The sequence below is a fragment of the Acidiphilium sp. JA12-A1 genome (assembly GCF_000724705.2).
Classification (GTDB): Bacteria; Pseudomonadota; Alphaproteobacteria; order Acetobacterales; family Acetobacteraceae; genus Acidiphilium; species Acidiphilium multivorum.
Window position 1 is genome coordinate 26,736 of sequence record NZ_JFHO01000039.1, and the last position, 6,857, is coordinate 33,592.

Genomic DNA, 6,857 nt, shown 5'->3' on the forward strand with positions numbered 1-6,857 from the left:
GCATGATGTCAACACTATTTGGGCTCCAATGGCGCTTCAAGCGGCTCCGCAATCCGACGATATTGCGGTTCATGCCAAGGAGCGTTTCATCATGAACATGATCCATGCCCAACCCTTTCTCGACGTAATGCATGCGAAGGCTTCGGTGGCGTTGGGAAAATATCTCGACCCGGACGTCACTCTCAGGAGCCCATTCCTCCCTGAGCCGTTCGTCGGCCGGGACGCGGTTGTGGGCGTTTTGAAGGCTTTGCTGGCCGGAATCGTCGCCATCCAGAAAAAGCTGGCACCGCTCGTTGGTGTGCCCGCGCTGGAACTGGTCGAGCAGGGACGGGGCTGATATGAACGTCTCCCTCAGCATTCCTGAGGAGACTCCCGTGCTACCTTCTATGCGTCTGTGTTCTGCGCCCGGTTCGCCTCGAACGCCTGGCAAGAGAGCAAATCTCGTCAGGCCGCCCGCCGAGAGCGCTATTGCGGACTGGTTTGTCGGTGCGGATCTGGTCGACGCCTATGCCATCATGCTGCCCGATGAGGCGCCCCATGATATCGAGGCCCTGGCGCGCGAGGCCCTGGAACACCCACCGGCCTGGTTTCGGGTGCTGCTCCGCCTCCGCGACGCCGTCGTCTCGGCGGGCGGCGTAAAATCCTCTCGGCGGATACGGCAGGATGCCGAGTCCGAAGGTCGCGCGACCGTGGCGTTCTTTCCGGTCCTGGCGCGTTCGGAGCGGGAGCTTGTGCTGGGGGAAGACGACCGGCACCTCGATTTTAGAGCCTCAGTCCTGGTACGGGTCACGACGGACGAGGAGAAGCGCGTCCTTATCATGACCACGGCCGTGCACTGCCATAATCTGCCGGGCCGCGTGTACCTGATGACGATCGCCCCGTTCCACCGCCTTATCGTCCGCAGCAATCTCGAACGTTTTCTTGCACGCTGACCCTTCAGGGGCGGTTGCATTTTCTTGGCGATTATTTCCGAATGTGCGTCGGAACCGACGCACCCGCGTCACGCAGGCGGCAGAAATGCCCTGTCTGGGAAGGATTTCTCCACGACGTCCAGGAAGGCGCGCACCTTCGCCCCGACAAGCCGGCGGGAACTTTGTAGCGCCCAGAGCTCGACTGGAGGTTCGGACACTGGTCCCCAAAGGACGAGGCGGCCCGCCGCGACATCGTCGGCGACAAGCATTTTGGGCAACACCGCAGCCCCGGCGCCGGCCAGCACCGCGTCGCGCACCATCAACAGCGATGACAGCCGCAGCACAGGCTCCGGCTTGATGATGATATCAGATCCCTGATTGGCGCGGAGCCGCCAGGTGATGTCCGGCGGCGTCGTGGTCAACACCACCGCCCGCACGGCAAGTTCACCCATCGCCGCTGAATGGCTCGTAGCCCGCGGCAGGTCCGTCGGCGCCACGATCAGACGCTCGTCATTCAGGAACCGGCGGCCGACCAGCCGGTCGTCCGGCGCAGGATCAACGCGGATGACGAGATCATAGTCGTCCTCCACCGGATCGACCTTGCGATCCTCGGCGACGATCTCGAGCTGAACCTCCGGATACGCGAGGGCGAAACGAGCGCCGATCCGGCCGAATGCCATATGCGCGATGACGACCGGGACGCTGACCCTGAGCCGACCACGCGGGATGGAAGCTCCGAGCACCACCGCCTCGCGCGCTTCCGCGATCTCGTCAAGCGGCCCACATGTGCGTTCACGCAAGGCGCGCCCCTCTTCGGTCAGGCGCAGGCTCTGCGAGCCTCGCTCGATTAGCCGCACGCCGAGATTCTGCTCCAGTTCCGCGACCTTGCGCGACAGCGTCGCCTTCGACCGGCCAGAAACCCGGCTGGCGCGACCGATGCCGCCATGGGTGGCCACCAGATTGAAATCGGACAGGGCTTGCAGGTCCATAAGATGTTCCATTTTTAGGATTGTCTGTTTCAAACATGGCGGCTCTCAGCTAAAAATGGAACGGCCATTTTGCTCCTTATCGCGGATGGATTTCCGCAGCCACCAGAGGAGTACCCATCATGAGCATTCTCGTTACAGGCAGCACCGGCACGATTGGCGCCCAGGTTCTGGCCCATCTCCAGGAGCGCGGGGCCGATATCCGCGCGCTCACCCGTTCGCCTGGCAAGACGTCGCTTCCCTCCGGCGTTACGCCGGTACGCGGCGACCTCGCCGATATCGACTCGGTGCGCGCGGCACTCGAGGGAGTAAGCACACTCTTCCTGCTCGTTCCCAATGTTGCCGATGAGCTGACCGAGGCCATGCTGACACTGACGGTCGCGCGCGAGGCCGGCGTCAAGGGCATCGTCTATCTGTCGGTGTTCAAGGGCGAGACCTATGCCGACGTGCCGCATTTCGCCGGCAAGCACACGGTCGAGCGGATGATCGAGGCGCTGGACCTGCCGGCGACAATCCTGCGTCCGGCCTACTTCATCCAGAACGACCTTCGCCAGAAAGACCCGCTACTGAAGTTCGGCGCCTATGCCGCGCCGATCGGTTCGAAGGGGGTCTCGATGGTCGATATCCGCGATATCGGTGAAGCCGCTGCCATCGAACTGCTCCGCCGGGACCAGGCACCCGCACTGATTGGTCGCGAGATCTATGAACTGGTCGGCCCAGACAGTTTGACCGGAGACGGCGTTGCGGCGATCTGGAGCAAAGCGCTTGGCCGCGCCATTCGCTATGGCGACGACGATCTCACCGTGATGGAGCAGCGGATGAAAACTATGCTGCCCGCGTGGCACGCGCTCGACCTGCGTCTGATGTTCGGTCGCTATCAGACGGACGGTGCTACGGCGACAGCTGCAGACATTGCGCATCTTACCAAACTGCTTGGTCACGCACCCCGCTCCTACGCAGACTTTGCCAAGGATGCCGCCGCCCAGTGGGCGAAGGGCTGAGTGCCGGGCCTCGCGTCAGACAAGGAGACGGTTCATGACCGACATTCATCCCCTTCTTCCCCAGGACGCCGCGGCTGTCGCCGCGATGCGGCAGGCCGCGTCACCTCACAAGGCCGAGGACCTCGGCCCGCAGGCGCGGCCGATATTCGACGCCATGCTCGCCGCGACCTCCCCTGCGGCGGGGATACGTATCGAACCGGCGACGGTCGGCGGCATCGAAGGCTTCTGGCTTCGCCCGGACACGGCGCGGCCCGCGGCACGGATGCTCTACCTGCATGGTGGTGGTTACATGCTTGGCTCGGCCCGGGCATTTGCCAGCTTCGCCGGGCAGATCGCCACGCGGATCGGCGCCGATACGTTCGTGCCCGATTACCGGCTTGCCCCCGAGCACCCGTTCCCGGCCGCAATCGACGATGTGCTCGCCGCCTATCGGGGCCTCGTCGCAGACGGAGCCGAACGGATTGTTGTTGCGGGCGACTCTGCAGGCGGTGGCCTGACGCTGGCACTGCTGTCGATCCTCGCGGACGAAAGGAAGAGGGGAACTTTGCAACCCGTCGCGGCAGCCGTGATGTCGCCCTGGACCGACCTCGCTCTCACCGGCGCCAGCTTCGAAACCCGCGCCGCGGCGGACCCGATCTTCGCGCGCGGCACACTCCAGGCCTTCGCCGACGCCTACCTGCAAGGGCAGGCGGCCACCGATCCCAAGGCATCGCCGCTCTACGCACGGCTTGGCGGTCTGCCGCCGATCCGTATCGATGTCGGCGAAGATGAGGTCCTGCTCGACGATTCCGTCCGCTACGCGGATCGGGCGCGGGCAGCCGGCGTGGACGTTACGCTAGCGGTCTGGAACGGTATGCCCCACGTCTTCCAGTCTTCCCTCGACCGCTTGCTTGCGGCCGAGCAATCCCTGAACGCCATTGGCCGGTTCCTCCATCAGCGGCTCATCGCTGCGGCCGATTCACCAACCCGCCTGGACGCGTGACGCTCAAATTCACTGCTTTTGAACCCGAAACTGCGAAAGGCGGACTGCCGACAAGGCTGCGGTCCATGCGGGGATGATGTTCCAGCCTGGCCTGACCGGCGTCTCCACCGGGCGGCCATGGCTTGGAAGGGCGGTCCGGGTCAAGGGCCGGCGGCATGGCCCGGGAAATTCATGCCGCCGCGCCACGTCTTGCCCAAGTCATCAGACTTGCCTTGACCATGTGACGGCGTCAGCCCCGGCGAGAATGCGCGTTGGCGCGTTGTCGTCCGTGGTGGCCCGCCATATAGCCTCCGCAACGTCCAACGGGCGAGTGAATTCCTCATGCTCGCCCATCAGGCCCGCAATGACGGCCTGGCCCAGCGGGGCGTAGGGTTCGGGAAACTGCAGCGCACCCGGGGTGAGGGCGCGGGCATTGTCACCGAAGCGGGTCTCCGGTGCGAGGCCGGGGAGAACGAGTTTGACCTTGATGTTGAAGGGTTCAAGCTCCAGCGCGAAGGATTCGGTAAAGGCGTTCACCGCCGCCTTGCTGGCCGTATAGACCGAGAGCAGCGGCAGCGGGCGCAACGTAACCGTCGAGGTCACATTGATGATGGTGCCCGACTGACGCGCCCGGAATTGCGGCAGAACGGCCTGGATCATCGCCATGGTACCGAAGGTATTGGTTTCGAAGATGCGCCGGACAATATCGATCGGCGTGCCTTCGAGAGCGTTCAGCCAGCCGATGCCGGCATTGTTCACGAGGACGTCGATATCCCCGGCCGCGGCGACGGCCTGCGCGATGCTGCTCTGGTCTGTCACATCCAGCTTCAGCAGCTGCAGATTGGGGGCAGGGGGAATAACGTTGTCATCCAAGGTGCGCATGGTCGCGATGACGCGCCAACCCTGTTCGAGAAAGTATTTCGCGGTCTCCAGGCCAAAGCCCGAGGAGCAACCGGTGATGAGTATGGATTTCATGATGATTCCTGCGATGAAGAGGAATGAATGGGAAAAGGAGGTTAGACCGGCACGCAGGGACGGCATATGATAAGAAATCCGTATTTCATTTTAAAGAGTCCAGATGGCTGATCCTCTTGCCGAAATCGTCACGTTGCTCCGGCCCCGGATGAAGTTTTCCAAAGTGGCCAGCTGAGCGGGGCCATGGCGGCTGCGCAAAGAGGGGGATGGACATCTTTTCTATGGTGCCGTTGTGGAAGGGAGTTGCCGGCTGCAAGTGGAAGGGCGCGAGGCGTTGACGCTGGGCGTGAATGATTTCGTGCTGATTCCCGCCGCGGTGGATTGCATCATGATGAGCCTGCATCCGGAGGCGGAAGAGATGCCCCTCTCCGAGCCGGTGCGTTTGCCGTCGGGTGAGTTCAGATTGGGCGATCTGGCGGGGCCAGCAAATGTACGGAATTTAATAGGACATTGTGAATTTGCCTCGCCGGATGCGGCGTTGCTTGTCTCGCTCCTGCCGGAGCTGGTGCATGTGAGGGGCCAATCAAATCTGGCGACGCTTGTGGCGCTAGTCGGGGAGGAGGATCGCGCAAATAAACCGGGGCAAGGAATAGTTCTGGCGCATCTGCTGGAGGTGATGCTGATCGAAGCGTTGAGATCAGCTGCCGAATTCGGGGCTTCACCGGGCCTGCTGCGCGGCCTGGCGGATGGAAGATTGGCAGTGGCGATCAGGCGAATGCACGAGGCGCCAGAGCGAGCCTGGAGTGCAGCGGAGCTGGCGAAGGAAGCTGCTTTTTCGCGCTCGGCCTTTTTTGAACGCTTCAACCGAGAGGTGGGATTGGCGCCGATGGAATACCTGCTGACGTGGCGGATGGCTTTGGCGAAGAGGCTGCTGCGCAATGGTTACAGGGTAGCGGAGGTCGCGGCGCAGGTGGGTTATCAGTCCGCCAGTTCCTTCAGTGTGGCCTTTTCACAGCGTGAGGGGGTGCCTCCCGCCCGTTACGCGCGGGAGGTGGCGGAAGGCATTTCCCTGTGAAGACGTCTGCGAGATTACGAGCGTAAGAGGGAACGTGGCGGTAAAGAAGCTCTGATACCATCGGTGCTGAAGCTGATTGCAATCCTTCAGCCGCCCCATAAGGCAGAGCAGTTCAGGCTCCGTATTGTTCTTCTGGGATTAAGGATAGGCGCGAACTTTGCAGCCTGCCAAAAGCCAGGCCGTAAAATTGCTGGAAACTCATAATCCAGGACTGCCAAAAATCCGGATCGACACGGTTCGGAAAGGGCAATAGCATAATAGCATCTTCAACATGGACACGTTCGACATGGGTTTCGAAAATCAATCTGTGTTTCGGCGTGGAAAATTGGCTCTGACTCACTTTTGATGGAATTGGCTGTTTGTATTGCCTTGGATTCGGGAAAGGAATCAAAGGCATGCGAGGTTGCCGTCCGGCGTTGCTGATCCGGTTGGATTTGCTGCGGAAAGGTAAACGCTGTTGGACCGGCATTGTTGTTGTGACGCAGACTGGGCCCGATGTTTGTGGGCGTGAGCGACGTCGGCATTTCTGAGATTTTTGAAGCGGATCGGGTTGAGGCGATAGGAGCGGCTCGTACGAGCCTTCATACGAGTGCTTCGAAGGAGCGGGTTGAGGTAATCACACGCGGGGCGCGCCGGCGTTGGTCGACGGCGATGAAGCGGGCGATTGTGGAGGCGAGCCTGGCGCCCGGCGTGATGGTTTCGGCGTTGTGCCGTCAGCACGAGATCAGCAGCGGGCAACTGAGCACGTGGCGTCGGCAATATCGGGATGGCGATCTGGCCGAAGCGACGCCGCTGGTGCCGGGCTTTGCGCGGGCAGTGGTAAGCGGGACTGTGCCGGCGTTGGGCTTGGCGGCAGCGCCGACGGCGATGGAGACGATCGAGATCACGCTGCCGGACGGGGTGGTATTGCGTGTCGGCGCCGGGGTGGACCAGTTGGCGTTGAGCCGGGTGCTGGCGGTGCTGAGGGGCGGATGATCGCGCCGGGTGCGGGTGTTCGGGTCTATCTTG

9 protein-coding genes are annotated in these 6,857 nt (G+C 62.4%); 6 read left to right on the forward strand and 3 right to left on the reverse strand.

Annotated elements, in window-relative coordinates; translation table 11 throughout:
- Positions 1–91 precede the first annotated feature (91 nt).
- A complete protein-coding gene (locus tag RT91_RS07550; RefSeq protein ID WP_152982807.1) occupies positions 92–337 on the forward strand; it encodes a hypothetical protein in 246 nt (81 codons plus the stop codon).
- Position 338: 1 nt separating this feature from the next.
- Positions 339–932, forward strand: coding sequence for a DUF2867 domain-containing protein (locus RT91_RS07555; RefSeq protein WP_231844340.1), 594 nt, complete (start codon positions 339–341; stop codon positions 930–932).
- A 68-nt stretch (positions 933–1,000) separates the two neighbouring features.
- Here RT91_RS07555 and RT91_RS07560 read toward each other — a convergent pair whose 3' ends face one another.
- Positions 1,001–1,900, reverse strand: coding sequence for a LysR family transcriptional regulator (locus RT91_RS07560; protein WP_035186543.1), 900 nt, complete (start codon positions 1,898–1,900; stop codon positions 1,001–1,003).
- Positions 1,901–2,019: 119 nt separating this feature from the next.
- Here RT91_RS07560 and RT91_RS07565 point away from each other — a divergent pair, with 119 nt between their 5' ends.
- Together RT91_RS07565 and RT91_RS07570 are read left to right on the forward strand one after the other, a co-directional pair.
- Positions 2,020–2,898, forward strand: coding sequence for an NmrA/HSCARG family protein (locus RT91_RS07565; RefSeq protein WP_035186544.1), 879 nt, complete (start codon positions 2,020–2,022; stop codon positions 2,896–2,898).
- Between the two features lie 34 nt (positions 2,899–2,932).
- Complete coding sequence (locus RT91_RS07570) at positions 2,933–3,880, forward strand: alpha/beta hydrolase (RefSeq protein WP_035186549.1); 948 nt, start codon at positions 2,933–2,935, stop codon at positions 3,878–3,880.
- Between the two features lie 201 nt (positions 3,881–4,081).
- Here RT91_RS07570 and RT91_RS07575 read toward each other — a convergent pair whose 3' ends face one another.
- On the reverse strand, positions 4,082–4,834 hold the full coding sequence (locus RT91_RS07575; RefSeq protein ID WP_035186552.1) for an SDR family oxidoreductase: 753 nt from the start codon (positions 4,832–4,834) through the stop codon (positions 4,082–4,084).
- Between the two features lie 190 nt (positions 4,835–5,024).
- Between RT91_RS07575 and RT91_RS07580 the strand changes: the two genes are divergently transcribed.
- Positions 5,025–5,849: an AraC family transcriptional regulator gene (locus RT91_RS07580; RefSeq protein WP_256363796.1), complete on the forward strand. Its 825-nt coding sequence runs from the start codon at positions 5,025–5,027 to the stop codon at positions 5,847–5,849.
- 112 nt (positions 5,850–5,961) lie between these two features.
- Here the strand turns inward: RT91_RS07580 and RT91_RS21425 are convergent, their stop codons facing one another.
- Entirely contained in the window at positions 5,962–6,246 is a 285-nt protein-coding gene (locus tag RT91_RS21425; RefSeq protein ID WP_138919295.1) for a hypothetical protein, read from the reverse strand.
- Between the two features lie 110 nt (positions 6,247–6,356).
- On the opposite strand from RT91_RS21425, the gene tnpA reads away from it, so the two are divergent.
- Positions 6,357–6,824 carry an IS66-like element accessory protein TnpA gene (gene tnpA, locus RT91_RS07585; RefSeq protein ID WP_160321848.1) on the forward strand — a complete coding sequence of 156 codons (468 nt, stop codon included), beginning with the start codon at positions 6,357–6,359 and terminating at the stop codon, positions 6,822–6,824.
- The last annotated feature ends 33 nt before the right edge of the window (positions 6,825–6,857 follow it).